Source organism: Pseudomonas sp. LS1212 (assembly GCF_024741815.1).
Lineage (GTDB): Bacteria > Pseudomonadota > Gammaproteobacteria > Pseudomonadales > Pseudomonadaceae > Aquipseudomonas.
Window position 1 is genome coordinate 45,910 of record NZ_CP102951.1, and the last position, 26,969, is coordinate 72,878.

Consider the following 26,969-nt stretch of genomic DNA (forward strand, 5'->3'; position numbering starts at 1 on the left):
CACGCAATACATGAACCATGGACCCGGTAAAATGGGACTGTTCCTTAACACCGGCAAAGAGGATGAACCATGCACGATAAGGCCCCCTCTCCGACCGCCTCGTCTCCTGAAGCCGAGAGCGCGGAAGAAGCGTTGAAACACATCGTTGACGGCTTTCTGCATTTTCATCACGAAGTCTTCCCCCAGCAGGAAGAGCTGTTCAAGAAGCTGGCTACGGCCCAACGGCCACGGGCGATGTTCATCACCTGCGCCGATTCGCGCATCGTGCCCGAGCTGATCACCCACAGCTCACCCGGCGATCTGTTCGTGACCCGTAACGTGGGCAACGTGGTGCCGCCCTACGGGCAAATGAACGGTGGGGTTTCCACCGCCATCGAATACGCGATCCTGGCGTTGGGCGTGCATCACATCATTGTTTGCGGGCATTCGGACTGTGGCGCCATGCGGGCGGTGCTCAACCCGCAAAGCCTGGAAAAAATGCCGACGGTCAAAGCCTGGCTACGCCATGCCGAGGTGGCCAAGACGGTGGTGCAGGACAATTGACACTGTGCCGATGAAAACGAAAGCATGCAGGTTTTGACCGAAGAAAATGTGATCGCTCAGTTGCAACACTTGCGCACCCACCCTTCGGTAGCATCGCGCATGGCCAGTGGGCAGCTGTTCATTCACGGCTGGATCTACAGCATCGAGACCAGTGAGATCAGAGCCTACGATGCCGAGCAGGATTGCTTTCTGCCCCTGGATGGCATCCATCCGATACCCTGCGCTACACCCAAGGGGCGCTTCTAGCGAGCGCAAATCGGCCCCGTTTTGGGGCCGAGTGCGCAAGGATGGCTTGGGTTATTTGAGATCCAACTCTACACCCAACTGGCGGGACAGGCAGGGCCAGCGCTTCCAGGCGGCTCCTGTGTCGGGGCTACTGAGTTTATCTCGGTAGGCTTCGACCGATTCCAGGGCGAAGCTCTCGTCATCGAGCATGTTCTCCACCGAGTGGTGCACCACTTCATCCAGTTGGTTGGCGAACGCTTCGCCGATCAGCTGGTGGGCGATGAGGTTGGCCACGGTGGTATCCAGCGGGATCAAGGGTTGCTGGAAATGCTTGATATAAAGGTCATTCACTTCTTCGACCAGTCGATGGGCCAGGTAGGCTTCATCGAGCAGGCAATCCAGGCCTACATGTCCGTCCATGATGGTTGGCGGTTGAGTGAAATACGCTTCGGCAATTTTCAGCACCGGTTTGATCTGCGATTCGATACCGGCTTCGCGCGCGACTTCGTTGGCCGCATCCAGAAGGTCGGGAACCTGATCGATATAGGCAGCAACGAAACGCGTCAGGACGTCCTTGGGGTCGCCTTCAAGGAGTTGGATAGTGGGGTGCAAATGGGGTAGTTGTTGCTCAAGCTGCTGCGTCAGTTGGCCGGTTTTGGCCTCATGTTGATGGGCTCGTTGGATCTGCTCGCGCAATGCGGCGGTGTTCATGAAGTCTCCAGGGATAGGACAATTACAAACGGAAGACATAAGGTAGCTCGCTTCAGAAAAAAGCTCAGAACCTTTTTTCATAATCCCGTCATGGTTAGATGGATGGGCTATATCTGAATGCCATCATTGGTGCCCAGCCCATGAGAAACGGGGGCTCAAGCGCAAGGCCTGGGCCTGGCCATTAGTTTTCCGGTATCGCGTTGCGTGGTCCGGGTCGCTGTCTATACTCGGGTTGTTAAGAGCTGGCTGATGACGCCTGACTGCACCCGCAGCAGGGGCTCGGCAGTTGAAGTTTGCAGTCTTGACAGCCGCTCCCTTAGCCGCAGGTGAAAGCCGGCGGGATAAAAAGAACTATAAGGGGAACCCGCAATGATGCGACATCCACATGTCTGGATGGGCCTCCTGTTGTGGTCAATATTCGGTCAGGCGCAAGCCGCCTGGACAGTGAATATGGCGCCGGGGGCGACTGAAGTCAGTAACGCGGTATACGACCTGCACATGATCATTTTCTGGATCTGTGTGGTGATCGGTATCGTGGTCTTCGGTGCCATGTTCTGGTCGATGATTGTCCACCGCCGTTCCACCGGCCAGGTCGCTGCTCGCTTCCATGAAAGCACCACGGTGGAGACCCTCTGGACCATCGTGCCTCTGCTGATCCTGATAGCGATGGCCATTCCGGCGACCAGGACGCTGATCGATATCTATGATGCCAGTGAGTCGGATCTCGATATCCAGGTCACCGGTTATCAATGGAAATGGCATTACAAATACCTGGGCCAGGATGTGGAGTTCTTCAGCAACCTGGCCACTCCCGCCGAGCAGATCAATAACCAGGCCCCGAAAGACGAGCACTACCTGCTCGAAGTGGATCAGCCGCTGGTGATTCCGGTGGGCGCCAAGATCCGCTTTCTGGTGACGGCCGCCGACGTGATCCACTCCTGGTGGGTGCCGGCATTCGCGGTCAAGCGCGACGCCATTCCGGGGTTCGTCAACGAGGCCTGGACCCGTATCGAGAAACCTGGTCTCTACCGCGGCCAATGCACCGAGCTGTGTGGCAAGGACCACGGCTTCATGCCCGTCGTGGTTGAGGTCAAGTCCAGGGCGGACTTCGATACCTGGCTGGCCGAGCGCAAGGCCGAGAGCCTCAAGCTCAAGGAGTTGACCAGCAAGGAATGGACGTTGCAGGAGTTGGTCGAGCGTGGTGACAAGGTATATCACACTGCCTGTGTGGCCTGTCACCAGGCAGAAGGCCAGGGGCTGCCGCCGATGTTCCCGGCCCTCAAGGGTTCGAAAATCGCCACGGGGGCGAAGGAGGACCACCTCAATATCGTCTATCACGGCAAGCCCGGTACCTCCATGGCCGCCTTCGGCAAGCAACTTTCGGAAGTCGACCTGGCTGCGGTCATTACCTACGAGCGCAACGCCTGGGGCAACAACAAGGGCGACATGGTCACGCCAAAAGACGTGCTGGCCCTGAAACAGGCTGAAAGCAAATGAACCGGCCGATCTCGCGTAGCCCACTGCCTTTCAGGAGACAGGACATGAGTGCAGTCATCGATGACCACGGTCATGCCGACCATGAGCATGCTCATGGCCCGGCCAAGGGCCTGATGCGCTGGGTACTGACCACCAACCATAAAGACATCGGCACGATGTACCTGTGGTTCAGCTTCATGATGTTCCTGCTGGGCGGCTCGTTCGCCATGGTCATCCGCGCCGAACTGTTCCAGCCCGGGCTGCAGATCGTGCAGCCGGAGTTCTTCAACCAGATGACCACCATGCACGGCCTGATCATGGTGTTCGGTGCGGTCATGCCGGCGTTCGTCGGCCTGGCCAACTGGATGATCCCGTTAATGGTCGGCGCGCCGGACATGGCCCTGCCGCGCTTGAACAACTTCAGCTTCTGGCTGTTGCCGGCGGCGTTCGGGTTGTTGGTATCGACCATGTTCACCGAAGGGGGGGGGCCGGACTTTGGCTGGACCTTCTATGCACCGCTTTCGACCACCTATGCACCCGAGAGCGTGACCTTCTTCATCTTCGCCATTCACATGATGGGCATCAGTTCGATCATGGGTGCGATCAACGTGATCGTCACCATCCTCAACCTGCGCGCCCCTGGCATGACCCTGATGAAGATGCCGCTGTTCGTCTGGACCTGGCTGATCACCGCTTTCCTGCTGATCGCGGTGATGCCGGTGCTGGCCGGTTGCGTGACCATGATGCTGATGGATATCCATTTCGGCACCAGTTTCTTCAGTGCCGGCGGTGGCGGTGATCCGGTCCTGTTCCAGCATGTGTTCTGGTTCTTCGGGCACCCCGAGGTGTACATCATGATCCTGCCGGCGTTCGGTGCGGTCAGTGCGATCATTCCGGCGTTCTCGCGCAAGCCGCTGTTCGGCTACACCTCGATGGTCTATGCCACGGCCAGTATCGCCTTTCTCTCGTTCATCGTCTGGGCCCACCACATGTTCGTGGTGGGCATTCCAGTCGTGGGCGAGTTGTTCTTCATGTACGCGACCATGCTGATCGCGGTACCGACCGGGGTGAAGGTGTTCAACTGGGTCAGCACCATGTGGCAAGGCTCGTTGACCTTCGAGACGCCGATGCTGTTTGCCGTGGCCTTCGTGATTCTGTTCACCATTGGTGGCTTTTCCGGGCTGATGCTGGCCATCGCCCCGGCGGACTTCCAGTACCACGACACCTACTTCGTGGTTGCGCACTTCCACTACGTACTGGTGCCGGGAGCCATCTTCGGCATTTTCGCCTCAGCCTATTACTGGCTGCCGAAGTGGACCGGGCACATGTATGACGAAACCCTGGGCAAGCTGCATTTCTGGCTCTCGTTCATCGGCATGAACATGGCGTTTTTCCCGATGCACTTCGTCGGGCTGGCCGGGATGCCACGGCGGGTACCGGACTACAACCTGCAATTCGCCGATTTCAACATGGTCTCGTCGATCGGTGCGTTCACGTTCGGAGCGACGCAGATTTTCTTCCTGTTCATCGTTATCAAATGCATTCGTGGCGGTGAGCCGGCGCCGGCCAAGCCCTGGGATGGCGCCGACGGGCTGGAGTGGACGGTACCTTCGCCTGCGCCTTACCACACCTTCACGACTCCGCCGGAGGTGAAATGAATCGCAGCGTGATGCAAGAGGACTGAGCCGATGAGCGAAGCCCCTTCGATCAAGCGCCTGGTCACGCGCCTGCTGATGCTGGCGGTGGTGATGTTCGCCTTCGGCTTTGCCCTGGTGCCGCTCTATGACGTCATGTGCAAGGCCTTCGGCATCAATGGCAAGACGGGTGGGCAATACCAGGGCAGTCAGGTGGCGGACCCGACGCGCAAGGTGCGAGTGCAGTTCCTGTCGACCAATTCCAGCGACATGGTCTGGGATTTCTACTCCAAATCCGATGAGCTGGAGGTTCACCCGGGTGCCGTCAACGAAATGATCTTCGTGGCCCACAACCCGAGCAACCGTCCGATGACCGCCCAGGCGATACCGAGCATCTCGCCGGCCGAGGCGGCGGCGTACTTTCACAAGACCGAATGTTTCTGCTTCAGCCAGCAAGTGCTGCAACCCGGTGAGCGGATAGAAATGCCGGTGCGGTTCATCGTTGACCGCGATCTGCCTGCAGATGTGAAACACCTGACGCTCGCTTACACGCTGTTCGATATCACCGCTCGCCAACCACCGGTGGCCTCGATCAATGGGCAACTGCCACAAGGAGAACAGTAAATGGCAACTCACGAGCACTACTATGTGCCGGCGCAAAGCAAGTGGCCGATCATCGCCACCTTCGCACTGCTCATCACGATGTTCGGCCTGGGCACCTGGTTCAATGACCTGAAGGCAGGTCGGCCGGACTCCCATGGTCCGCTGATCTTCTTCGTCGGTAGCCTGCTGGTGGCCTACATGATGTTCGGCTGGTTCGGCGCGGTGATCAAGGAAAGCCGGGCCGGGCTCTACAGCCAACAACTGAACCGAACGTTCCGCTGGGGCATGTCCTGGTTCATCTTCTCCGAGGTAATGTTTTTCATCGCCTTTTTCGGTGCCCTCTTCTACGTCCGCAACCTGGCCGGGCCCTGGCTTGGCGGTGACGGCGACAAGGGCGTGGCGCACATGCTCTGGCCGAACTTCGAGTTTGCCTGGCCACTGCTGGAAAACCCGGACTCGAAACTCTTTCCACCGCCCAAGGCCGTGATCGACCCCTGGCATCTGCCGCTGATAAACACCATTTTGCTGGTCAGCTCCAGCGTAACGGTGACCATCGCCCACCATGCCTTGAGAAATGGCCATCGGGGCCCGCTCAAGCTCTGGCTGGCCTTGACCATCCTGCTCGGGCTGGGCTTTCTGGCGCTGCAGGCTTACGAATATATCGAGGCCTACCACGAGCTGGGGCTGACGCTGGGTTCAGGCATCTACGGCGCGACGTTCTTCATGCTCACGGGGTTCCACGGCGCCCACGTGACCATCGGCACCTTGATTCTGTTCGTCATGCTGATGCGCGTCTTGCGCGGACACTTCGATCCCGATGAGCACTTCGGCTTCGAGGCGGCCGCCTGGTATTGGCACTTCGTCGATGTGGTCTGGGTTGGGCTGTTTACCTTCGTTTACGTGCTCTGACCGCATTTACCACGGGGCATGGGAAACCAGTTGGCCGCTGTAGAAACCCCAGGTCACCAACGCCAGGGTGATGGCGGCCAGGGTGACGCGAACGGTGAGTGCCTTGACCAGGCGAGATGATTTGCCTTCGTCCTTGACCAGAAAGAACAGGCCGCTGAACAGGCTGACGATGGTCGCCAGCAGCATCAGGACGATCGCCGCTTTGAGCATGGTGGGACTCCGGGGGGGCATACGATGACTTTCAGTATAGCGAGCGACACTGCGGTGAAGCCATGAGGCCTTTCCGGCCAGGTATCGCGCCGACAGTGGTGGTTTTGCTGTTGCTGCCATTACTGATCTTTCTCGGTACCTGGCAAGCGGGACGGGCCGACCAGAAGCGCGAGCTGCTCGCCGTTTATGCCGAGCGGCGTGCGGGCGACCCCATCAGCAGCCTCCAACTGTCCCACTACGCGGACCTGGCGTTCAGGCGTGTTCACCTGTTTGGCAGCTTCGATGCGCAGCACAGCGTGCTGCTGGACAACCGCACGCGCGACGGCCGGGTCGGCGTCGAGTTACTGCAACCTTTCCTCGATCAGGCCAGCGGGCTCTGGGTATGGGTCAATCGTGGCTGGCTGCCCTGGCCGGACCGCCGCACCCCGCCGCTGTTCACCACGCCCAATAGCCCGCAAAGCCTGGAAGCCTGGGTGTATGTCGCGCCTGGTGCGACCTTCCAGCTGCATGCCGACCCTGCCGACAGCCAATGGCCGCGACTGTTGACGGCGATCGATGCAGGCGCGCTCTGGGCCCAATTGGGGCGTGACGGTTTTGCACAAGAGATGCGCATGGAACCGGGGCCGGCAGCCTATCGGGTGGATTGGCCGGTGGTCGCCATGAGCCCGGAAAAGCACCTGGGCTATGCCGTGCAATGGTTTGCCCTGGCACTGGCCTTGTGCGGCCTCTATCTCTACTTCGGATGGCATAACAATAAGGAGAAACACCATGGGAGCAGTCATGAGTCCACCCAGCACGTCTGAAAGCGGTAAGACGCGCGGGCGGGCGCGGGGCCGTTTGCAGTTGATTCTGATCCTGCTGATGGTGATCGGCCCGATGATCCTGGCAACCGGAATGTACAAGTGGCAATTCTGGGTGCCGGACAGCCGCAGTTACCACGGTGAGCTGATTGGTAACGGCCAGAGCCGCGCCGATCTGGGCGTGCAGGCCGACGAGCAGCGCTGGCAGTTGCTGGTCAGCGTACCGAAAGAGTGCGCGGCCGACTGCCAGCAATTGGTGTACCTGGCCCGGCAGATCCAGATCGGCCTGGGCCGCGACGCGTCTCGAGCCAGCCATGCCTTGGCGACGGCGCAGCCGCTGGATGCGGCCTACCAGACTAAGCTTGAACATGAATACCCGCAGTTGCAGCGCTATGCACTGGACCTCTCTCGCTATGCGGCGCTGAGCGAAAGCAAGAGCGAAGCGCAGCTGTGGATCGTCGACCCGCACGGCAACCTGGTGCTGCGCTACGACGCCCGAGTCAAGGGCAAGGACCTGCTCAACGATCTTCGCCATCTGCTGAAGCTGTCTAACATTGGGTAGGACATCCTCATGGCCAGACCTGGATATCGCCTCGCTATGTTTGCCACCTTGCTGGCGCTGGTGGTCGTGCTTCTGGGTGCCTACACTCGCCTTACCCATGCCGGCCTCGGTTGTCCGGACTGGCCAGGTTGCTACGGCTTCATCAGCCCGCCCAAGACTGATGCGCAACTGGCGCATGCCGAACTGCATTTCCCCGATACGCCGGTAGAAGTGCACAAGGGCTGGAACGAAATGCTCCATCGCTATTTCGCCGGGACCCTGGGCCTGGTGATCGCCATGCTGGCGGTGCAAGCCTTGCGCCGACATGGCAGGCAAGGCCAACCCTACAAGCTGCCACTGATGCTGTTGGGCGTGGTCTTCGCCCAAGCCGCGTTTGGCATGTGGACCGTTACTCTCAAGCTCTGGCCGCAGGTGGTTACTGCGCATCTGCTGGGCGGCTTTGCCACCTTGAGCCTGTTGTTTCTGCTGAGCCTGCGCCTGTCGGGTGCCTTCGCACCTTTGCCGGGCCTGCCACTGCGTGTGCGCCGCTGGGCCGCGCTGGGGCTGCTGCTGGTCATCGGCCAGATTGCCCTGGGTGGCTGGGTCAGCTCCAATTATGCGGCGGTGGCCTGTGTCGATCTGCCGACCTGTCATGGTCAATGGTGGCCAGCCGCCGATTTCGCCAATGGCTTTCATCTGACTCAGCACATCGGGCCGAACTATCTCGGCGGCCAACTGGACAGCGACGCCCGCACGGCGATTCACATCACCCATCGCCTGGGCGCCCTGCTGGTGACCGGCGCCTTGCTGGTGCTCGCCTGGCAACTGAGAGTGGCCGGCCTTCCCCGTCTGGCGGCACTGGTCGTACTGGTGCTGGCGGTACAGATAGGCCTGGGTATCAGCAATGTAGTGTTCCACCTGCCACTGACCGTGGCGGTTGCTCACAATGCCGGTGGTGCAACCCTGCTGCTGACTCTGGTGCTGGTCAATTACCGGACAAGAACTGTTGCAGTACCCGTTGTGCGCAGGGAGCTTCGGCGCTGGCGAGCATCCCCGACCGTTGTCGGTTCGGGCAAATAACAATAAAGGAGAGACGCCATGGCTACCCTACTCAGCGAACGCGGCAGTCAAGCTACCTGGCGCGACTACCTGGAGCTGACCAAGCCCAAGGTGGTGGTGCTGATGCTGATCACTTCCCTGGTCGGCATGTTCCTGGCCACCCGGGCCGGCGTGCCCTGGACCGTGCTGCTGTTCGGCAACCTGGGGATTGCCTGTTGCGCGGGAGCTGCCGCAGCCGTCAACCATGTCGTGGACCGACGAATCGATGCGCTGATGGCGCGCACCCACAAGCGGCCGCTGGCCGAGGGCAGGGTTTCGCCCTCTGCCGCCCTGACTTTTGCCTTGCTGCTGGCGGTGTCGGGCCAAGCCCTGTTGCTGGCCTTCACCAACCCGCTGACGGCTTGGCTGACACTGGCCTCGCTGTTGGGTTATGCCGTGATCTACACCGGCTTTCTCAAGCGTGCCACGCCACAGAACATTGTGATCGGCGGCCTGGCCGGTGCCGCGCCGCCGCTGCTGGGCTGGGTCGCGACTACCGGGCATATCAGCGCCGAACCGCTGCTGCTGGTGCTGATTATCTTCGCCTGGACCCCGCCGCACTTCTGGGCGCTGGCCATCCACCGCAAGGAAGAATATGCCAAGGCCGATATCCCGATGTTGCCGGTGACCCACGGCGAGCACTACACCAAGGTGCACATTCTGCTCTACACCTTCGTCCTGCTGGCGGTCAGCCTGCTGCCCTTCGTGATTCATATGAGTGGGCTGCTGTACCTGGCCTCGGCACTGTTGCTGGGCCTGCGCTTCCTGCAGTGGGCCTGGGTGTTGTACCGTGGCACTCAGCCGCACGCGGCGATCAAGACGTTCAAGTACTCTATCTATTACTTGTTCCTGCTCTTTATCGCGCTGCTTGTAGACCACTACCTACTCTTGAACCTATGACCCGAACCCAGAAAACCGTCTTTATTCTCGTTGCCCTGGTCGCTGTAATACTGGGGCTTACCGTCAACAAGGTACTCAATGACCAGCGTCAGCCCACTTCGACCGAACTGATCGATGCCGGGATCATTCTCCTGCCGCAGAGCCGCACGGTGCCGAGCCTGGAAATGACCGACCAGAACGGCCAGCCGGTGGCGGTCGATCAGTTGAAAGGCAAGTGGAGTTTGTTGTTCTTTGGCTACACCTTTTGCCCGGACATTTGCCCGACCACGTTGGCGCAGCTGCGTCAGGTCAAAAGTGAATTGCCCAAGGAAGCAGTCGACAAGCTCCAGGTGATCCTGGTCAGCGTCGATCCGAACCGCGACACACCTGCACAACTTAAACAGTACCTGGGCTATTTCGATGCGGATTTCAGAGGGTTGACCGGCTCGGTAGAGACCCTTCAGAAACTGGCCAATGCGGTGAGCATTCCGTTTATTCCGGCCGATACCAGCAAGCCGAATTACACCGTCGACCATAGCGGCAACCTAGCCGTGATCGGGCCTGACGGGAAGCAGCGGGGGTTTATTCGGGCGCCGTTCAACAATCAGAAGTTGATTGCGCAGCTGCCGGGGTTGGTGCAGAGAGATTGAGATTCGTGGCGCGGCCATCGCTGGCAAGCCAGCTCCCACAGGGTACGCGGTATCCAACTGTGGGAGCGGGCCGGGCGGCGTTCCGCTTGCCCGCGATGCAGGCGACGCGGTCTATCAGAACGCTGGAACGACAGCGCCCTTGTACTTCTCCAGAATAAACGCTTTCACTTCTGGCGAGTGCAAGGCCGTGACCAGCTTCTGCATGGCAGCCGAATCCTTGTTATCCGGGCGCGCAACCAGGATGTTCACATAAGGCGAGTCGCTGCCTTCGATGATCAGCGCATCCTTGGCCGGGTCCAGCTTGGCTTCCAGCGCGTAGTTGGTGTTGATCAGCGCCAGGTCGACCTGAGTCAGTACGCGCGGCAGGGTGGCTGCTTCCAGTTCACGGAATTTCAGGTCTTTCGAATTCTCGGTGATGTCTTTGACTGTCGAGAGAATATTGTTCGCGTCTTCCAGCTTGATCAGCCCGGCCTTTTGCAGCAGCAGCAAGGCGCGGCCGCCGTTGGTGGCGTCGTTCGGGATCACCACGTTGGCACCGCCTGGCAGTTCTTCGAGCTTCTTGTATTTGCTCGAGTAGGCGCCCAATGGCTCCAGGTGCACACCGGCGACGCTGATCAGGTCGGTGCCTTTGGCCTTGTTGAACTCATCCAGGTACGGTTGGTGCTGGAAGAAGTTGGCGTCCAGGCGCTTCTCGGCAACCTGTACGTTCGGCTGGATGTAGTCGGTGAAGACCTTGACCTTCAAATCGACCCCATCCTTGGCCAAGGCCGGTTTGACGAACTCGAGGATCTCCGCATGCGGTACAGGCGTGGCGGCGATGGTCAGGGTGTCTGCCGCCTGGGCGGAGAATGCCGCGACGGCGGCGAAAGCAGCGAGCAGTTTTTTCATTCATCACTCCTTGTTAGGGCCGGTCTGGCCCTCGGGCGGCAAGGCCGGCCCATGCGGTTACTTACGGGAAAAATGTACGACCAGCTTGTCGCCGACACTTTGCAGCACTTGCACCAGCACCAGCAGCAGGACCACGGTGACAATCATCACATCGGTCTGGAAGCGCTGATAACCGAACCGGATTGCCAGGTCACCCAAGCCTCCGGCACCGACCACGCCCGCCATGGCGGTGTACGACACCAGCGTGATGGCCGTGACGGTGATTGCCGCGAAAATGCCCGGACGTGCTTCGGGCAACAACGCATTGAGGATGATCTGGCGCGTGGTGGCACCCATTGCCTGGGTGGCCTCGATGATGCCCCGGTCCACTTCACGCAGCGCCGTTTCCACCAGCCTTGCGAAGAACGGCGTGGCCCCGACCACCAATGGCGGGATGGCACCGGCAACCCCCAGCGAAGTGCCGGTGATCAGTACGGTGAACGGAATCATCACGATCAGCAGGATGATGAAAGGCAATGAACGCAGGATATTCACGATCAGCGACAACAAGGCGTACACGCGCTTTTCTTCGAACAGCTGGCGTGGGCCGCAGAGAAACAGCAGCACGCCCAGCGGCAAGCCGAGCAGGACGGTAAACAGCAGCGAACCGCCCAGCATCATCAGCGTGTCGAGGGTCGCCAGCCAGATCTCGCTCCAGTCGACATTGGCAAAGAAATTCAGGGCTTCCATCAGCGCAGCACCTCCATATGAACGTCCGCCGAGGTGAAGCGTGCAAACGCTGCCTCCATGTCGCCGCCGGTAATGGCCAGGGTCAGTTGGCCGTAAGGGGTGTCTTTGATCCGGTCGATCCGTCCGGCAAGGATGCTGTAATCCACACCCGTTTCACGGGCCACGGTGCCCAGTAGGGGGGCGTAGGTCGCGTCGCCCTGAAAGGTCAGGCGCACGATGCGGCCTGGCACATGGGCGAAATCGTCGCGCTGCTCGTTTTCGTCGATCTGCTCGTCTTCCTGCACGAAGCGCCGGGTGGTCGGGTGCTTGGGGTGCAGGAACACATCGGCCACCGGGCCTTCTTCCACGATAATACCGGCGTCCATCACGGCAACCCGGTCGCAGACCCGGCGGATCACGTCCATTTCATGGGTAATCAGGACGATGGTCAGTTTCAGCTCGCGATTGATCTCGGCCAGCAACTGCAGGACCGACGCCGTGGTTTGTGGGTCCAGGGCGCTGGTGGCTTCGTCGCACAGCAAAATCTTCGGTTTGGTCGCCAGGGCGCGGGCAATGCCGACGCGCTGCTTCTGGCCACCTGACAATTGCGCCGGAAACTTCTTCGCGTGCTCGGACAAGCCGACGCGGTCGAGCAGCTCGGCAACGCGCCGGTCAATCTCGCTGCGCGACAGTTCACCGGCCAGGGTCAAGGGCAGCGCGACGTTGTCGGCAACGGTCTTGGACGCCAGCAAATTGAAGTGCTGGAAGATCATCCCGACCTGTTGGCGGAAACGGCGCAAGTCATCGGCGTTGAAGGCGGTAACGTCTTCGCCGTCAACGATGATCTTGCCGCCGCTGGGCGCTTCCAGACGGTTGATCAAGCGTAGAAGTGTGCTTTTGCCCGCGCCGGAATGGCCGATCAGGCCGAATACCTGACCGTTTTCGACACTTAGGCTGGTCGAATGCAACGCGGGGATATCTCTACCGGCTACGCGGTAGGTTTTATGGACATTTTGAAACTCGATCACTTAGCGAACCTTGTGGGGCGCAGGAAAGGGGGCAGCGGTTAGCCGACCGCGCATTTTAGCCTGTTCGTATAGAGGTTTTTAGCATTTATTTTGAGTAGAACCAGCCAATGAGTAATAACGCGATCAATGGTCAATGTGATGGAACGGCTCTGCCGTGTGCACCTGTTGGCAATCAGGGTTTGCGCGGGCTGAGCACGACCTGGGCAGGTAGCTGGCGGTGAATTTCACGGCTCAATTGCAACTCGAAATCCGGGTCGAGCTTCGTCACGCGCTTGGTCAGCAGTGTCGACAGCCAAGGGTAATCGTCTTTGCGTGGCACTTGCAGGTCGACGGTACACTGATAGTTCACGACATCGGCGGCAATATCATCGAGTTGTCGACGCAGCTGCGCCATATCGCCAATTTTCAACGCAACAACGGTTCTTTCTGCCGTGGGGTCGATCACTTTTGCTCTGGGTTTGGCTTCCGCCTCCTTGAGCGCCGCTTCGGCCTTGTCCAGTTCGGCCTTGCGGGCCTGGGTGATCGCACCATTGACCCCGCCGGTTAGTGCCGGCGCCTTGGGCATCAGGGCGCGGGCCCTGGCCAAGGCCGTGGCGGCAGCATTCATATCGCCTTTTTGCAGCACGATCTGGCTGCGTTGCAGATAGGCCTCGGCCAACTGCCGCTGGTACTGTACCAGGCGACTGTCGCTTGGCGTTTGCACCTGCAAGGCTTGCAGCTGATCTTCGGCGGTGGCCAGTTCGCCGCTGGCAATGCTTTGTTCCAATTGCTGGTAGGCATCGGGCGTGGCAGGCGCAGTTGCAGTTGCAGTGTCGACCGGGCTGCTTTGGCAAGCAACCAGCAGTAGTGAAAATGCGGCCAGGAGCAGATAACGGGAGGCGAACGGCTTCATTCCTGCGGCTCTCTAATTTGCGCAAAAAACGAGCGAGTTTACACCCGGTCAACCGACTCGAAAATAACTCATCACGCTGAACGAGTGGTTTCAGTGTCGCAGGGTGTGACCGGGATAGGTCGCACCCTGCTCCCATCAAGGCCTCAGCGCCGGGGCAGAGCAAAGCTCAGTAAGAATAGCACCGCGGCTGACACCACGATGGAGGGACCGGCCGGTGTGTCCTTGAACCAGGACAAGGCCAGACCGCTGCAGACGGCCAGAACGCCCAGCAGGCTGGCACCCAGGGCCATCTGTTCTGGCGAGCGGGCATGACGCTGGGCCGCGGCGGCGGGAATGATCAACAAGGAAGTAATCAACAGCACACCCACGATTTTCATCGCTACGGCAATCACCACAGCGATCAGCAGCATCAGGGTCATGCGCAAGGCCGTCACCGGCAAACCTTCGACCGTGGCCAGTTCCTCATGCACGGTGATCGCCAGCAACGGGCGCCACAGGGCGACGATCAGCAGCAGTACCGCAGCGCTGCCGCACAGTATCCAGGTCAGGTCAGTCGGGCTGATGGCCAGGAGGTCGCCGAACAGATACCCCATCAGGTCGATGCGCACGTCATGCATGAAGCTCAGCACCACCAGGCCAAGCGACAGGGTGCTGGGCGCCAGGATCCCCAGCAGCGTATCTGAAGCCAGCGGCTGACGTTGCTGCAGGGTCACCAGCAGGATGGCCAGCAGCAGGCAGCCGACAGTGACTGCCAGGGCGGGACTCACATCCAGCACAAACCCCAGGGCCACGCCGAGCAGCGCGGCATGGGACAAGGTATCGCCGAAATAGGCCATGCGCCGCCAAACCACGAACGAACCCAGAGGCCCGGCCACCACGGCCAGGGCCAGGCCTGCGAGCAGGGCGTAAAGCAGAAAATCAGCCATGCTTGCAGTTTTCCCCGTGTACATGCCCGTTGGACGGCTGTTTGACCACCGAGCCATGCAGGTCGTGGGCATGGTCGTGGTGGTGGTGATAGATCGCCAGGCTCGGCGCGTTCTTGCCGAACAGTTCAACGAAGGCCGGATCACCGCTGACCTGTTCGGGGTGGCCTGAGCAACAGACATGGCGATTGAGGCAGACCACTTGGTCAGTGGTGCTCATCACCAGGTGCAGATCATGGGAAACCATCAGGACGCCACAACCATGGCGGTCGCGTAGCCGAGTGATCAGGCTGTAGAGTTCGGCTTGCCCGGCGACATCGACGCCTTGAACCGGCTCGTCGAGTACCAGCAGCTCAGGCTCGCGCAACAGTGCCCGGGCCAGAAGCACACGCTGCATCTCGCCGCCGGAAATGCCCTGGATCGGGCTGTCTATGACTTGCTCGGCACCGACTTCCTTGAGCGCAGCCAGCGCCCGTGGACGATCGACGCCCGGGACCAGGCGCAAAAAGCGCAGGACCGAGAGCGGCAGCGTCGGGTCTACGTGCAGTTTTTGCGGCATATAGCCGATGCGCAGCCTGGGTTTGCGCCAGACTTTCCCGCTGTCGGGCTTGAGCAGGCCGAGTACGGCTCGCACCAGCGTGGTCTTGCCCGCGCCGTTGGGCCCGATCAGGGTAACGATCTGGCCAGGCTGGACACTGAGTTGAATGTTATCCAGCACATTTTGCCCGGCGAAGGTGACGGCGACCTTTTTCAGCTCGATCAACGCAGTGCTCATCAGGCCTCCCGACAGCTCGAGCAGAGACCCACCACCTCGACGGTCTGCCCCTCGACAGAGAAGCCGACGTCTTGCGCACTGGTGACGATGGCGCTGCTGATGGTTTTTTGTTCAAGCTCGATGGCCACATGGCACTCACGGCAAATCAGGAACTGGCCCTGGTGCGCATGCCCGGGGTGATTGCAGCCGATGAATGCATTGAGCGAGGCAATGCGGTGGACCAGCCCATTGTCCAGCAGGAAATCCAGTGCCCGATACACAGTCGGCGGCGCGGCGCGGCGGCCATCCTGTTCGCTGAGCACGGCGAGGATATCGTAGGCACCCAGCGGCTTGTGGCTTTGCCAGACCAGCTCCAGCACCCGCCGACGCAGCGCAGTCAGGCGCAGGCCCTTGTGAGCGCATAGGGTGTCGGCCTCGGCCAGGGCACTGTGCACGCAGTGAGAGTGGTCGTGGGGAAGATTGGCCAGCGGGGTTTTAGGCATGGGCGGCGACGGTTTCTGTGAGAGACGTTATTATGTTACCTGTTCCTGCCTCCTTGAGTGGTCATCGTGTCTCGACTTTTTGCTCTTTTTGTCGCTTTTTTCTCCTGTGTCGTCGTGATGAACTCCGCTCAAGCCGAGGTTCGCGTGTTGACCAGCATCAAGCCATTGCAGTTGATCGCCGCGGCAGTGCAGGACGGTGCCGGTAGCCCGCAAGTCCTGTTGCCGCCGGGCGCTTCGCCGCACCACTATGCCTTGCGCCCTTCCGATGTTCGGCGGGTTGGCGAAGTCGACTTGCTCTACTGGATCGGGCCGGACATGGAAGGATTCCTGCCGCGTGTGCTGCAAGGCCGCAGCAAGCCTGCGGTGGCGGTGCAGCAATTGCCGGGCCTGCATTTGCGTCATTTTGCCGAAGACAGTCCTTCCCACGACGAGGGTGAGTCGGATCATGACCACGACCATCGCCCCGGTACCGTCGATGCGCATCTATGGCTGGCGCCGGCCAACGCCCGGGTAATCGCCGCGCGAATGGCGGGTGACCTCAGTGCTGCCGACCCGGCCAACGCGGCGCGTTATCAAAGCAACCTGAAAGCGTTCAACGAGCGTCTCGATGCCCTTGATGGGCGCATCAAGGCGCGTTTGGCGGGTATTGCCGGCAAGCCATATTTCGTTTTCCACGAAGCGTTTGATTATTTCGAGGAGGCTTATGGCCTTAAACATACTGGGGTGTTCAGTGTGGCAGCCGAAGTACAGCCTGGCGCGCAGCACGTAGCGGCCATGCGCACCCGCCTGCAGCAAGTCGGCAAGACGTGCGTATTCAGCGAGCCGCCGATTCGCCCGCGGCTGGCTGAAACCTTGACCGCGGGTCTGCCGGTGCGTCTGGCTGAGCTGGATGCGCTGGGCGGCAATGCGCCTGTCAATGCGCAGGGGTATGAGCAGTTGCTGGAGAAGCTGGGGGATGATTTGGCGGGGTGTCTGGAGCAGCTTTAATTGGCAGGTCTGGCCTCATCGCTGGCAAGCCAGCTCCTACAAGTATTGTGTGAACCCTGTAGGAGCTGGCTTGCCAGCGATGGGGCCCTGTCAGGCGACACAGGGCCTGCAGGCTCCTCAGAGCGCGAACGGCAACGGAATATCTATTCGCTGCCGCGCCGCCAATCGCACCTCGAACTCTTTCGGATCATGGATCAACACATCCATGCCGGCAAAGGACTCGGCGGCGATCAGTCGTGACAGCCAGAACCGTACGCACGCCACGCGCAGCATGATCGGCCACAACTCGGCCTCACCGGCGGTGAACGGTCGCAGCGTGGAATAGGCGCCGAGCAGTGCACGGGCGTGAGCCCCATCGATGATGCCGGCTTCATCGCAACACCAGTCGTTGAGGGCGATCGCCAGATCGTAGAGCATCGGCCCGGAACAAGCGTTGTAGAAGTCGATCAAGCCGGTCAGGTGCGTGCCTTCGAACAGCACGTTGTCGCGGAACAGGTCGGCGTGCAGGTTGGCCCGCGGCAACGCGAGGATCTTCGCGTGGTGGTGGGCGATTTCCTCCAGGCTGTCCTGCAGCAGCTTGGCTTGCGAGGGTGCCAGGCGTGGCATCAACCGGGGCCCCTCTTCGAGCATCCAATCCAGACCGCGGTCGGTCTTGCGCTCCAGCACATGCTCGCGCGTGGCCAGGTGCAAGTGCCCGAGCAACTCACCGACCTGGGCGCAGTGCTGGTTGTTGGGTTGCTTGATGTGTTTGCCCGGCAAGCGGGGCTGCAGCAGTGCCGGCTTGCCGGCCAACTCGCGCAGGGCCACGCCATCGGTGGTGCGCAAGGCGTAGGGTACCGGCAGATCGGCGTCATGAAGGACATCGAGCAGTTCGATGAAGAACGGCAGGTCCTGGACCGGCCCACGCTCGACCAGGGTCAGGACATACTCGCCCTGCTCCAGGCTGACGAAGAAGTTACTGTTCTCGGTTCCGGCGGCAATCCCCTGGAAATCACGCAGGCGGCCGAGGCCGTAGGGGGCAAGGAAGGCTTCCAGCTCAGGCCGGGCCAGGGGGGTGAAGACGGACATGGTCAAATATTGCTCATACTGGCACTGCCCGAAGCAAGTGCCGGGTTAAAGTAAGGGTACGCTGTTACCACTCGAAGATTTTCCAGGCCGGAATCAACATGTCCGGCTCGTCCGAACGAATGAAGTTCCCCTCCGAGCCGTCGGCGCGTACCAGAAAATAAGGCTTGCCATTCTTGGGCGTAATCTTGATCGCGTACAGAAACCCATTCTGGCGGTATTCCTGAATGGTTTTGTCGCCTTCCTGGCGAATGGTCACATCCGGATCAGCCGACGGGGCATCGTCCGCAGCAAAAGCCACGACCGGCGCGACCATCAACAAGCTGGTCAGCAACAGGCGATTTAATGTGCGCATGATAACCTTGTCCCTTTGTCGTCAATGTTCCGGTCATTCTAGCGCCGGGCCCGTCGAAAAGGTTGATTCTGCTCATGAGCCAAGCTCCCCTCGTCCTGGTGGACGGTTCTTCCTATCTGTACCGCGCCTTTCACGCGTTGCCGCCGCTGACCACGTCCAAGGGGTTGCCGACCGGTGCCGTCAAGGGCGTGCTGAACATGCTCAAGAGCTTGCGCAAGCAATATCCCGACAGCCTGTTCGCGGTAGTGTTCGATGCCAAGGGCGGTACGTTCCGCGATGAACTGTTTGCCGAATACAAGGCCAATCGTCCGAGCATGCCCGACGACCTGCGCGTGCAGATCGAGCCGTTGCACGAAAGTGTACGCGCGTTGGGCTACCCGCTGCTGTGTGTCGATGGCGTCGAAGCCGACGACGTGATCGGCACCCTCGCGCGCAGTAGCGCGGCAGCTGGTCGCCCGGTGATTATTTCCACCGGTGACAAAGACATGGCGCAGTTGGTCGATGGTCACATTACGCTGGTCAATACCATGACCGGAAGCGTGATGGATGTGGCTGGCGTGAAGGAGAAATTTGGCGTCGGTCCTGAGCATATCATCGATTTTCTCGCGCTGATGGGCGACAAGGTCGACAACATTCCCGGCGTGCCGGGTGTGGGCGAAAAGACCGCTGTTGGCCTGCTGGTCGGCGTTGAGGGTGGTCTGGACGTGCTCTATGCCAACCTCGACAAAGTCCCGAGCCTGCCGATTCGCGGCGCCAAGACCCTGCCGGCCAAGCTGGAAGAGCATCGTCAAGCGGCATTCCTGTCTTATGAACTGGCAACCATCAAGATCGACGTGCCGCTGGATGTGGAAGTGGACGCGCTGGTGTGCGGCGAGCCGGATCGCGAGGCGCTGTTGGCGCTGTATACCGAGCTCGAGTTCAAAAGCTGGGTCGACGAACTGCAACGTGAAGCCAAGCGCGTCGGCCAGGAAATCGTTCAGCAAGAGCCGGAGCCGGTCGCCGAGGTCAAGTATGAAACCATCCTCGACCAGGCTCGTTTCGACGCCTGGCTGGAAAAGCTGAACAAGGCCTCGCTGATAGCCTTCGATACCGAGACTACCGGCCTGGATGCCCAGCAGTCCCAGTTGGTGGGCTTGTCTTTCGCCGTCGAACCGTTCGAGGCGGCCTATATTCCGCTGACCCACTCCTACATGGGCGTCCCCGAGCAACTGGACCGCGATACCGTGCTGCGCGCACTCAAGCCGCTGCTGGAAGATCCGACCAGGCTCAAGGTCGGCCAGCATGCCAAGTACGACATGAACATTCTGGCCAATTGCGCCATCGGTGGTGATCAGGCCAATGGCATAACCGTCCGCGGTGTCGCCTACGACACCATGCTCGAGTCCTATGTGCTCGACTCCACGGCCACCCGCCACGACATGGACAGCCTGGCCCTCAAGTACCTGGGGCACACCACCATCGGCTTCCAGGACATCGCCGGCAAGGGCGCCAAGCAACTGACCTTCGATCAGATCGCCCTGGAGCAGGCCGGCCCCTATGCTGCCGAGGATGCGGACGTGACCTTGCGCCTGCATCAGGTACTGCAGGAAAAACTGGCGAAGACGCCAAGCCTGCAGTCGGTGCTCAATGAGATCGAAATGCCATTGGTGCCCGTGCTGGCGCGGATCGAGCGTCAAGGCGCCCTGGTCGACGCCAAATTGCTTGGCATCCAGAGCGTCGAGTTGGGTGAAAAGCTGGTCGCGCTTGAGCGTGAAGCGTTCGAGATCGCGGGTGAGGAGTTCAACCTGGGCTCACCCAAGCAGTTGGGTGTGATCCTGTACGAGAAACTCGGCATGCCGATTCTCAACAAGACCGCCAAGGGCCAGGCTTCCACTGCCGAGGCGGTGTTGGCGGAGCTCGCCGAGCAAGACTTCCCGCTACCCAAGGTCCTGATGCAATACCGCTCGTTGAGCAAGCTCAAGAGTACCTACACCGACCGCCTGCCGGAACAGATAAACCCGCGCACGGGTCGCATTCATACTTCCTATCACCAGGCCGTGGCCGCCACCGGCCGCTTGTCGTCCAGCGACCCGAACCTGCAGAACATTCCGATCCGCACCGCCGAAGGTCGTCGCATTCGCCAGGCGTTCATTGCGCCGCCAGGCTACAAACTGCTGGCAGCGGACTACTCGCAGATCGAGCTGCGGATCATGGCGCACCTGGCCAAGGACGAAGGGCTGTTGCATGCCTTTCGCAACGATCTGGACGTGCACCGGGCCACGGCAGCTGAAGTCTTTGGCGTTGAGCTGAGCGAGGTGACGACCGAGCAGCGGCGTAGTGCAAAAGCGATCAACTTCGGTCTTATCTACGGCATGAGTGCATTTGGCCTGGCCAAACAGATCGGCGTCGACCGCAAGCAATCGCAAGCCTATATCGACCGCTACTTTGCCCGTTATCCAGGCGTCCTGGACTACATGGAGCGAACCCGGGCCCAGGCGGCAGAGCAGGGCTTTGTCGAGACCCTGTTCGGCCGGCGCCTGTACCTGCCGGAAATCAACGCCAAGAACCCCGCATTGCGCAAAGGGGCCGAGCGCACCGCGATCAACGCACCGATGCAAGGTACTGCGGCCGACATTATCAAGCGCGCCATGGTGGCGGTGGACACCTGGCTGAACGAGTCGGGGCTCGATGCCCGGGTGATCCTGCAGGTGCATGATGAATTGGTGCTGGAGGTGCGCGAGGATCTGATTGATCAGGTTCGCGAGCAGATCCGTCCCCACATGAGCGGGGCGGCGCAACTCGACGTGCCCTTGCTGGTGGAAGTGGGCGTGGGCTCGAACTGGGACGAAGCGCACTAAAATTGTCAAAACAAGCTGCGGCATAGTGTCGCGGCTTACGGCCATTAGTTCCGGTTTTTTTAACGCTATCGCAAATAGTTTTAAGCAACCCGGAACTAAACCTGTGAATCCCTACTCAGATTATCTGAATGGCTGGTGAAGCCCTTCGATGCTCCTATGTTGTGTTAAGTGTTGGCAGATATCTGGACCCCGCCCTAGCGGTCCGGAACCTTAAACCCCGAACTTCCCCCTCCCCATACGAAGTCCGGGGTTTTTTTTGCCTGCAATTTGGCGCAAAGCCTTATTCGGCGGGCTTGTCCGGCAGTTCCATCCAGCGTGCCAGTACCGCATAGGCATCTTCCAGGCCCAGGCGTTTCGGAGCCGAAAACAGCTGGATGCTGACCGCGTCACCCCAGCCCTTGCGGATTTCCGACTGCACCTTGAGCAGCGTGTTCTTGGCCGCACCGTAGGTGAGTTTGTCGGCTTTGGTCAGCAGAATGTGCATTGGCATCTTGCTGGCGACCGACCAATCGAGCATCAATAAGTCGAAATCAGTCATGGGATGACGGATATCCATCATCAGAATCAGGCCCTTGAGGCTTTCCCGGCTGCCCAGATAGGCTTCCAGGTGGCGCTGCCAGTGCTGTTTCAGCGGAATCGGTACCTTGGCATAGCCGTAGCCAGGCAGGTCCACCAGACGCCGTTCTTCGTCCAGGTTGAAGAAGTTCAGCAACTGGGTGCGCCCTGGTGTTTTCGACGTACGGGCCAGGCTGGCGTGGGTCAAGGTGTTCAGCGCACTCGACTTGCCGGCGTTGGAACGCCCGGCGAAGGCGACTTCAAAGCCTTCGTCGTCGGGGCATTGGTCGACTTTGGCGGCGCTGAGCGAGAAGGTAGCCTGTTGGCACAGGCCGAGGATGGGGTTTTTGACTTGCATGTGATTTCCGGTGTGGGCGGTGCCAAGTGTTGACTCGGCAAGCAGTGTCGTTTCCGTTTCGGTAACGGGAGTATATAATGCCGCAGATTTTGTGTGCGCTTTGTCCCAGCGTAGGATGAAGTTCACGGGGGTGTCAGATTTAGATTGCGCATTAGAATGCAGTACACACCCTCAACCCTGAAAAGGTCGTTTTATGACGAAATGGCTGCTAGCTGCTGGTGTCTTGATGCCGTTTTTCAGCGCTCAGGCTACACAGGATCCGGAAGCTGTGTACAACCGCACTTGCGGGGCTTGTCATGCCGGGCAACTGCCGATGGCGCCTAATGTGGGCGATCAGGCCGCTTGGTCGCCTAGGCTCGCTCAAGGCATGGAGACGCTGGTGCAACACGTAACCCAGGGTTTCAAGGCTATGCCGCCGCGTGGATTGTGCATGGACTGCAGTGCCGAGGATTACCGTGCCGTCATCCAGTGGATGAGCCAATAGTCCCGATACATAAATCTTTCACCCTTAGCCGTAGTTGGATTAGCTGATGAACAAAATAATCGTGAGTCTGCTGTTGACCCTGGGCATCACAGGAATGGCCCACGCAGCAGGCGATGCTGCTGCCGGTCAGGCCAAAGCTGCTGTGTGTGGCGCTTGTCATGGTCCGGACGGCAACAGCATGGCGCCGAACTTTCCAAAGCTTGCCGGGCAAGGCGAGCGCTACCTGACCAAGCAACTGCACGACATCAAGTCGGGCAAGCGTCAGGTGCTGGAAATGACGGGCATGCTGACCAACATCAATGATCAGGACCTGGCTGACATCGCCGCGTATTTCGCCAGCCAGAAAGGCAGTGTCGGCGCTGCAGATCCGAAGGTCGTGGCCAGGGGTGAAGCGTTGTTCCGTGGCGGCAAGCTCGAACAGGGCATGCCTGCCTGCACCGGTTGCCACTCGCCTGACGGCACCGGTAACGCCGCTGCCGGCTTCCCGCACCTGGGTGGTCAGCACGCGCAGTACGTGGCCAAGCAGTTGACCGACTTCCGTGAAGGCAACCGCACCAACGATGGCGACACTCAAGTGATGCGCAGCATCGCGGCCAAGCTGAGCAACAAGGACATCGAAGCGGTGTCCAGCTATGTTCAGGGCCTGCACTGAGACCGGCTTGATTGACGTTGCGTGAGGCTTACAACTTTAGCAACGTTAATGTTCGATTAATCCGCCTGTACAAATATAAAAAGGGTAGCTTTGGCCGCCCTTTTTTATGGCGGCTGCCGTTACACTAACGAACTCAAGCCCGTCATGACCTGTCTGATTGCAGGTCGCGCGAGGCGACCTTTTTCTGCTCAGGAGTAAAGCATGCGTAATCTGATTCTCAGCGCCGCGCTCGTTACCGCCAGTCTGTTCGGGGTGACTGCTCAGGTTGCGGCTGAACAGCTCGAAGCCGGTAAACAATATATCGAGCTGAGCCAAGCCGTGCCGGTTTCCGAACCGGGCAAGATCGAAGTGGTGGAACTGTTCTGGTACGGCTGCCCACATTGCTACGCCTTCGAGCCGACCATCAATCCCTGGGTCGACAAGCTGCCCGCTGACGTGAAATTCGTTCGCATTCCGGCCATGTTCGGCGGCATCTGGAACGTCCACGGCCAGTTGTTCCTGACCCTGGAAGCCATGGGCGTCGAAAGCAAGGTCCACAAGGCAGTGTTCGAAGCTGTCCACGCTGGCAAGAAACTGGCGACCCCGGAAGAAATGGCCGAGTTCCTGGCGGGTGAAGGTATCGACAAGGACAAGTTCCTGAGCACCTACAATTCGTTTGCCGTCGCTGGCAAGGTGAAGGACGCCAAGGAAAAAGCTGCCAAATATGACGTCAAGGGCGTACCGGCCATGGTCGTCAACGGCAAGTACCGCTTCGACCTGGGCACTGCCGGCGGCCCTGAGGGCGCCTTGAGTGTTGCTGACCAGCTGATCGCCAAGGAGCGCGCCGCGAAGTAAGCGGCGCCTGCCATCATGCGGCGCTGGAGAACCGAACGTGTCGCTGGCCTGTGTGATCCCCGGGTCAACGAACACCATCTACAGGCAAGCGGCCTACCGCAAGATGGCCGCCTGCGTCTGCTCAGCTTCAATATTCAGGTCGGCATCAGCACCGAACGCTATCGCCACTACCTGACCCGCAGTTGGCAGCACCTTTTGCCGCACACTGGCCGCGCCAGCAACCTGCAAAAAATCGGCGATCTGCTGAGTGATTTCGATTTGGTCGCCTTGCAGGAAGTCGACGGCGGAAGCCTGCGCTCGGGCTACGTCAATCAGGTTGAACACTTGGCGCATCTGGGCGCGTTTCCCTATTGGTATCAGCAGCTCAATCGCAATCTCGGGCATATGGCCCAGCACAGCAACGGTGTATTGAGCCGGCTCAAACCTACGGGGCTGGAAGATCACCCGCTGCCGGGCCCGGCCGGGCGCGGTGCGATCCTGGTGCGCTTTGGTGAAGGCGACGATGCGTTGGTGGTGGTGATGATGCACCTGGCGCTCGGGGCACGAACCCGTACCCGGCAGCTTGCGTATATCCGCGAGTTGATTGGCGGCTATCGCCATCAGGTGCTCATGGGGGACATGAACACCCATGCCACCGACCTGCTGCAACATTCGCCATTGCGTGGCCTCGGTTTGCTCGCGCCACAGCTGGAGGCAACCTTCCCCAGTTGGCGGCCACAGCGGTGCCTCGATCATATTTTGCTCAGCCCAGGCCTGACGCTGGAACGCGTCCAGGTCCTGGCTCAACCGATTTCCGATCATCTGCCGGTAGCGGTGGAGATCCGTTTACCCGATTCCTTTGCGGCCGATGCGTACCCTGCCTTGAGCTCGCCCCCTCGCGGACCCCAGGCATGACCGAAGAAGCCCAGCGCTGGAAAGAAAAGTACCTCAAGAGTATCGAACAGCAAGAAAAACTGGAGCGTCGCTGGGAAGCGCGTCTGGACTTGCTGCGCCAAGGGCTGGTGCGCAGCACCCTGGCCGCCGAGGGCAGCGACCGGGCCGTCGACCAATGCATGAAGGAAGTGCGCGAAGTCATTCGCACCGACAACATGGACGCGGCCTTGTCCGCCTTGATTCCTCGCCTGGAAAAGGCGGTGCTGGATTCCGAGCAGCGTCGCGAGATCCGCATTGGTCAAATCAGCACCGCATTGACCTCGCTGGTCACGCAATTGCAGGCCTTGCCGCTTCCTGGCGACGTCAGCAAACCCCTGAAGAAGTTCGCCAAACAACTGGATAGCCGCGCCAGCCAGCCGCGTGAAGTGCCCTTGTTGCTTGGGGAGTTGAGCGGTTTGCAAGGGCGAGCGCTCGCGTATCTGGAAGAGCCCGAGGAGCCGGCGCGACCGGGTTTGTTTCAGCGTTTGTTCGGAGCCCGCGAGGCCGAGGTAGCCGTGCTCGAAGCTGTAGCCAGCCCGGTGCCGGTGCCGGTGCCGGTGGCAGTGCCAGTGGTTGTCGCTGCGTCGTTACCCGTGATGCCCTCGGCGGCGGTTGCGGTTGCGGTTGCGGTCGATGTGGATGAGTTGGTGCCCCAGCCTGAGTCAGCGACTGAGCCTTCCATACAGCCCAATCAACCTGCAGAGGCTGCGCCGGCGATAGTCGAGGCGTCGGTTGCAAACGAATCTGCCTCGACTCCCATCGACTCGGTCGATAGCGTTGACGCGGCCGAAACAGCGAAAGTGTCGACACCCCCGCCGTTGCCTGCAGTGATAGACGAAACCAACACGCCCGAGCCGCAGCCATCAGCCGAACACGCCCAGTATGCCCTGCCCGATGGCATCGAGCCCTCCTACAGTTCGGTCGCTGAGCATATCGAAGAAACCCTGTTGGGGTTGCTTAACGACTTGACCTTGCCCGAGCGTCATCAGGAGCAGGCCCAGTCCATGCGCGAGCGCCTCGAACACGGGCTCAACTGGTATGAATTATTGCCGATCCTCGACGACCTTGCGGTGTTGATGCTGGCAATCAACGACAGTGGCCAGCATGAGTTCGAGGTCTACCTCAAGCAACTCAATGAGCGCCTGGAGTCTTTTCAGAGCCATTTGCAGGATGCAAGCGAAGGACATGCCGGCAATAGCTCGGCGGCCCGCGACATGGACAACCAGTTACGCGAGCAAGTCGACGGTTTGCAGAGCAGTGTTCAGGATGCGGCAGATCTGGACAGCCTGAAGCACATTCTTGAAAGCCGGCTGGAAGGACTACTCGGCACCATGGACCAGCATCAGCAGCAACGCGATCAGCGTGAGCATGAGGTCGCGGCCCGCCTGCAAAGCCTGGCCGAGCGTGTCGCCAGCATGGAACAAGAAGCGCTGGGTTATCGCGAGCATCTTGAAGAGCAGCGACAGAAAGCTTTGATCGACCCTTTGACCGGCCTGCCAAACCGGGCAGCCTGGTCAGAGCGCCTCGACCAGGAGCTGCAGGGTTGGCAGCAGTCGGGAGGCGACTTGTTGCTGGCCGTGCTTGATCTCGATCACTTCAAGCGCATCAATGACAATTATGGACACCTGGCCGGCGACAAGGTCTTGAAGATTATCGCCAACGAGTTGCGCAAGCGCTTGCGCCCCACGGATTTCATCGCCCGCATTGGGGGTGAAGAGTTCGTCCTGTTGGCCCCGGCCACGCCGCTGGGCACGGGTGTGAAATTGGCCGAGACCCTGAGGGCGGCTATCGAAGCCTGCCCGTTTCACTTCAAGAGCGAGCCTGTCACGATAACGGTGTCTATCGGGATCACTGCATTCAAGGCAGGCGAGCGCAGCGAGCTGGTCTTCAAGCGGGCAGACCAGGCGCTGTACCGGGCGAAAAATGCCGGACGCAATCGGATCGAGGCAGCCTGA

At 60.1% G+C, this 26,969-nt stretch carries 28 protein-coding genes and 1 pseudogene; 17 read left to right on the forward strand and 12 right to left on the reverse strand.

The genetic code is table 11. The features are described 5' to 3' along the window. Positions 1-69: 69 nt before the first annotated feature. A pseudogene (locus tag NVV94_RS00240) lies at positions 70-789 on the forward strand (carbonic anhydrase). A gap of 51 nt (positions 790-840) precedes the next feature. Here the strand turns inward: NVV94_RS00240 and NVV94_RS00245 are convergent. Then, positions 841-1,479 (reverse strand): hypothetical protein, encoded by a 639-nt coding sequence (locus NVV94_RS00245; RefSeq protein ID WP_258445284.1) that lies wholly within the window; start codon positions 1,477-1,479, stop codon positions 841-843. Positions 1,480-1,848: 369 nt separating this feature from the next. Here NVV94_RS00245 and coxB point away from each other — a divergent pair, with 369 nt between their 5' ends. From coxB to NVV94_RS00265, 4 genes are read left to right on the forward strand one after another with little or no spacing between them, the layout of a single operon-like run. After that, positions 1,849-2,976, forward strand: coding sequence for a cytochrome c oxidase subunit II (coxB, locus tag NVV94_RS00250; RefSeq protein ID WP_258445285.1), 1,128 nt, complete (start codon positions 1,849-1,851; stop codon positions 2,974-2,976). A 44-nt stretch (positions 2,977-3,020) separates the two neighbouring features. Continuing rightward, positions 3,021-4,613, forward strand: a complete 1,593-nt coding sequence (gene ctaD, locus NVV94_RS00255) for a cytochrome c oxidase subunit I (RefSeq protein ID WP_258445286.1) — start codon at positions 3,021-3,023, stop codon at positions 4,611-4,613. A 30-nt stretch (positions 4,614-4,643) separates the two neighbouring features. Continuing rightward, positions 4,644-5,213, forward strand: a complete 570-nt coding sequence (locus NVV94_RS00260; RefSeq protein ID WP_258445287.1) for a cytochrome c oxidase assembly protein — start codon at positions 4,644-4,646, stop codon at positions 5,211-5,213. After that, a complete protein-coding gene (locus NVV94_RS00265; protein WP_258445288.1) occupies positions 5,214-6,101 on the forward strand; it encodes a cytochrome c oxidase subunit 3 in 888 nt (295 codons plus the stop codon). It begins immediately after the preceding gene. 6 nt (positions 6,102-6,107) lie between these two features. Here the strand turns inward: NVV94_RS00265 and NVV94_RS00270 are convergent, their stop codons facing one another. Next, on the reverse strand, positions 6,108-6,311 hold the full coding sequence (locus NVV94_RS00270; protein ID WP_258445289.1) for a twin transmembrane helix small protein: 204 nt from the start codon (positions 6,309-6,311) through the stop codon (positions 6,108-6,110). A gap of 62 nt (positions 6,312-6,373) precedes the next feature. Between NVV94_RS00270 and NVV94_RS00275 the strand changes: the two genes are divergently transcribed. Genes NVV94_RS00275 through NVV94_RS00295 form a run of 5 tightly spaced genes read left to right on the forward strand, consistent with a single transcriptional unit; the run spans position 6,374 to position 10,279 of the window. Further along, complete coding sequence (locus tag NVV94_RS00275) at positions 6,374-7,114, forward strand: SURF1 family protein (RefSeq protein ID WP_258445290.1); 741 nt, start codon at positions 6,374-6,376, stop codon at positions 7,112-7,114. Then, complete coding sequence (locus NVV94_RS00280) at positions 7,080-7,673, forward strand: hypothetical protein (RefSeq protein WP_258445291.1); 594 nt, start codon at positions 7,080-7,082, stop codon at positions 7,671-7,673. Before NVV94_RS00275 ends, NVV94_RS00280 begins: the two co-directional genes overlap by 35 nt. 9 nt (positions 7,674-7,682) lie before the next feature. Beyond that, on the forward strand, positions 7,683-8,732 hold the full coding sequence (locus NVV94_RS00285) for a heme A synthase (protein WP_258445292.1): 1,050 nt from the start codon (positions 7,683-7,685) through the stop codon (positions 8,730-8,732). Between the two features lie 18 nt (positions 8,733-8,750). After that, positions 8,751-9,650 (forward strand): heme o synthase, encoded by a 900-nt coding sequence (gene cyoE / locus NVV94_RS00290; RefSeq protein WP_258445293.1) that lies wholly within the window; start codon positions 8,751-8,753, stop codon positions 9,648-9,650. After that, positions 9,647-10,279 (forward strand): SCO family protein, encoded by a 633-nt coding sequence (locus NVV94_RS00295; protein ID WP_258445294.1) that lies wholly within the window; start codon positions 9,647-9,649, stop codon positions 10,277-10,279. Before cyoE ends, NVV94_RS00295 begins: the two co-directional genes overlap by 4 nt. A 114-nt stretch (positions 10,280-10,393) precedes the next feature. Here NVV94_RS00295 and NVV94_RS00300 read toward each other — a convergent pair whose 3' ends face one another. From NVV94_RS00300 to zur, 7 genes are all read right to left on the reverse strand, one after another. Next, a complete protein-coding gene (locus NVV94_RS00300; RefSeq protein ID WP_258445295.1) occupies positions 10,394-11,167 on the reverse strand; it encodes a MetQ/NlpA family ABC transporter substrate-binding protein in 774 nt (257 codons plus the stop codon). A gap of 57 nt (positions 11,168-11,224) precedes the next feature. Next, the gene (locus tag NVV94_RS00305; protein WP_258445296.1) at positions 11,225-11,896 is read right to left on the reverse strand and encodes a methionine ABC transporter permease; all 672 of its coding nucleotides are present in this window, start codon (positions 11,894-11,896) and stop codon (positions 11,225-11,227) included. Beyond that, entirely contained in the window at positions 11,896-12,903 is a 1,008-nt protein-coding gene (locus NVV94_RS00310; protein ID WP_258445297.1) for a methionine ABC transporter ATP-binding protein, read from the reverse strand. The genes NVV94_RS00305 and NVV94_RS00310 overlap by 1 nt, the downstream gene beginning before the upstream one ends. A gap of 172 nt (positions 12,904-13,075) precedes the next feature. Then, a complete protein-coding gene (locus tag NVV94_RS00315; RefSeq protein WP_258445298.1) occupies positions 13,076-13,795 on the reverse strand; it encodes a PA5502 family lipoprotein in 720 nt (239 codons plus the stop codon). 143 nt (positions 13,796-13,938) lie between these two features. Continuing rightward, positions 13,939-14,721 carry a zinc ABC transporter permease subunit ZnuB gene (gene znuB / locus NVV94_RS00320; RefSeq protein WP_258445299.1) on the reverse strand — a complete coding sequence of 261 codons (783 nt, stop codon included), beginning with the start codon at positions 14,719-14,721 and terminating at the stop codon, positions 13,939-13,941. Next, positions 14,714-15,493: a zinc ABC transporter ATP-binding protein ZnuC gene (znuC, locus tag NVV94_RS00325; protein ID WP_258445300.1), complete on the reverse strand. Its 780-nt coding sequence runs from the start codon at positions 15,491-15,493 to the stop codon at positions 14,714-14,716. Before znuC ends, znuB begins: the two co-directional genes overlap by 8 nt. Further along, on the reverse strand, positions 15,493-15,975 hold the full coding sequence (zur, locus tag NVV94_RS00330; RefSeq protein ID WP_258445301.1) for a zinc uptake transcriptional repressor Zur: 483 nt from the start codon (positions 15,973-15,975) through the stop codon (positions 15,493-15,495). Before zur ends, znuC begins: the two co-directional genes overlap by 1 nt. A 66-nt stretch (positions 15,976-16,041) precedes the next feature. Here zur and NVV94_RS00335 point away from each other — a divergent pair, with 66 nt between their 5' ends. Next, positions 16,042-16,962, forward strand: a complete 921-nt coding sequence (locus tag NVV94_RS00335) for a zinc ABC transporter substrate-binding protein (protein ID WP_258445302.1) — start codon at positions 16,042-16,044, stop codon at positions 16,960-16,962. Between the two features lie 117 nt (positions 16,963-17,079). Here NVV94_RS00335 and NVV94_RS00340 read toward each other — a convergent pair whose 3' ends face one another. Then, positions 17,080-18,030: a homoserine kinase gene (locus NVV94_RS00340; RefSeq protein WP_258445303.1), complete on the reverse strand. Its 951-nt coding sequence runs from the start codon at positions 18,028-18,030 to the stop codon at positions 17,080-17,082. 64 nt (positions 18,031-18,094) lie between these two features. Beyond that, positions 18,095-18,382, reverse strand: coding sequence for a DUF2782 domain-containing protein (locus NVV94_RS00345; RefSeq protein WP_258445304.1), 288 nt, complete (start codon positions 18,380-18,382; stop codon positions 18,095-18,097). Between the two features lie 74 nt (positions 18,383-18,456). On the opposite strand from NVV94_RS00345, the gene polA reads away from it, so the two are divergent. Then, on the forward strand, positions 18,457-21,219 hold the full coding sequence (polA, locus tag NVV94_RS00350; RefSeq protein WP_258445305.1) for a DNA polymerase I: 2,763 nt from the start codon (positions 18,457-18,459) through the stop codon (positions 21,217-21,219). Positions 21,220-21,499: 280 nt separating this feature from the next. Here the strand turns inward: polA and yihA are convergent, their stop codons facing one another. Continuing rightward, positions 21,500-22,132, reverse strand: a complete 633-nt coding sequence (gene yihA / locus NVV94_RS00355) for a ribosome biogenesis GTP-binding protein YihA/YsxC (RefSeq protein ID WP_258445306.1) — start codon at positions 22,130-22,132, stop codon at positions 21,500-21,502. 193 nt (positions 22,133-22,325) lie between these two features. Here yihA and NVV94_RS00360 point away from each other — a divergent pair, with 193 nt between their 5' ends. The 5 genes from NVV94_RS00360 to NVV94_RS00380 all read left to right on the forward strand — a co-directional run bounded on the left by NVV94_RS00360 (position 22,326) and on the right by NVV94_RS00380 (position 26,969). After that, positions 22,326-22,616, forward strand: coding sequence for a cytochrome c5 family protein (locus tag NVV94_RS00360; RefSeq protein ID WP_258445307.1), 291 nt, complete (start codon positions 22,326-22,328; stop codon positions 22,614-22,616). Positions 22,617-22,662: 46 nt separating this feature from the next. Next, positions 22,663-23,268, forward strand: coding sequence for a cytochrome c (locus NVV94_RS00365; protein WP_258445308.1), 606 nt, complete (start codon positions 22,663-22,665; stop codon positions 23,266-23,268). A 201-nt stretch (positions 23,269-23,469) separates the two neighbouring features. Next, positions 23,470-24,102 carry a thiol:disulfide interchange protein DsbA/DsbL gene (locus NVV94_RS00370; protein ID WP_258445309.1) on the forward strand — a complete coding sequence of 211 codons (633 nt, stop codon included), beginning with the start codon at positions 23,470-23,472 and terminating at the stop codon, positions 24,100-24,102. A 12-nt stretch (positions 24,103-24,114) separates the two neighbouring features. After that, positions 24,115-24,996 carry an endonuclease/exonuclease/phosphatase family protein gene (locus tag NVV94_RS00375; protein WP_258447843.1) on the forward strand — a complete coding sequence of 294 codons (882 nt, stop codon included), beginning with the start codon at positions 24,115-24,117 and terminating at the stop codon, positions 24,994-24,996. Then, the gene (locus tag NVV94_RS00380; protein WP_258445310.1) at positions 24,993-26,969 is read left to right on the forward strand and encodes a diguanylate cyclase; all 1,977 of its coding nucleotides are present in this window, start codon (positions 24,993-24,995) and stop codon (positions 26,967-26,969) included. The genes NVV94_RS00375 and NVV94_RS00380 overlap by 4 nt, the downstream gene beginning before the upstream one ends.